This is a genomic window from Burkholderia sp. Bp9090, from assembly GCF_003857985.1.
Lineage (GTDB): Bacteria > Pseudomonadota > Gammaproteobacteria > Burkholderiales > Burkholderiaceae > Burkholderia.
The window spans coordinates 1-638 of record NZ_QTPV01000114.1 but is presented as its reverse complement, the minus strand read 5'-3'; the positions used below and the strand labels follow the sequence as shown (position 1 = coordinate 638).

Genomic DNA, 638 nt, shown 5'->3' with positions numbered 1-638 from the left:
AACCATGGCAAGCGAACCGATTCGCGATCCCGCGAACGACCACCTGCTCACCCCGCAGAACGCGGCGTTCATCGTCATCGACTACCAGCCGGTCCAGGTGAACTCGATTGCATCGATGGATCGCCAGCTGCTGATCAACAACATCGTCGGCGCATCGAAGGCCGCGGTCGCGTACGACCTGCCGATCGTCCACTCGACCGTCAACGTGAAGACCGGCCTGAACAAGCCGCCGATCCCGCAGCTGCGCGCCGCGCTCGAAGGCTATCCGACCTACGACCGCACCAGCATCAACTCGTGGGAAGACGTCGAGTTCCGCAAGGCCGTCGAGGCCACCGGCCGCAAGAAACTGATCATGACCGCGCTGTGGACCGAAGCGTGCCTGACCTTCCCCGCGCTCGACGCGCTGAAGGCCGGCTACGAAGTCTATGTGGTGGTCGACGCGGTCGGCGGCACGTCGGTCGCCGCGCACGAAGCCGCGCTGCGCCGCATCGAGCAGGCCGGCGGCCAGATGATCAGCGTCGCGCAGCTGTTCTGCGAACTGCAGCGCGACTGGGCGCGCAGCGCGACCGTCCCCGCGTTCATCAACCTGTTCATCGAAACCGGCGGCACCGCGGGCATCCAGTTCTCGTACGACAAGA

The 638-nt window shown here is 65.5% G+C and carries 1 protein-coding gene; it reads left to right on the top strand.

Features of this window, described 5'->3' with window-relative positions; all coding sequences use genetic code 11:
• Positions 1–4 precede the first annotated feature (4 nt).
• A partial coding sequence (locus DIE16_RS36320; RefSeq protein ID WP_148095413.1) for a hydrolase occupies positions 5–638 on the top strand: 634 nt, incomplete at its 3' end.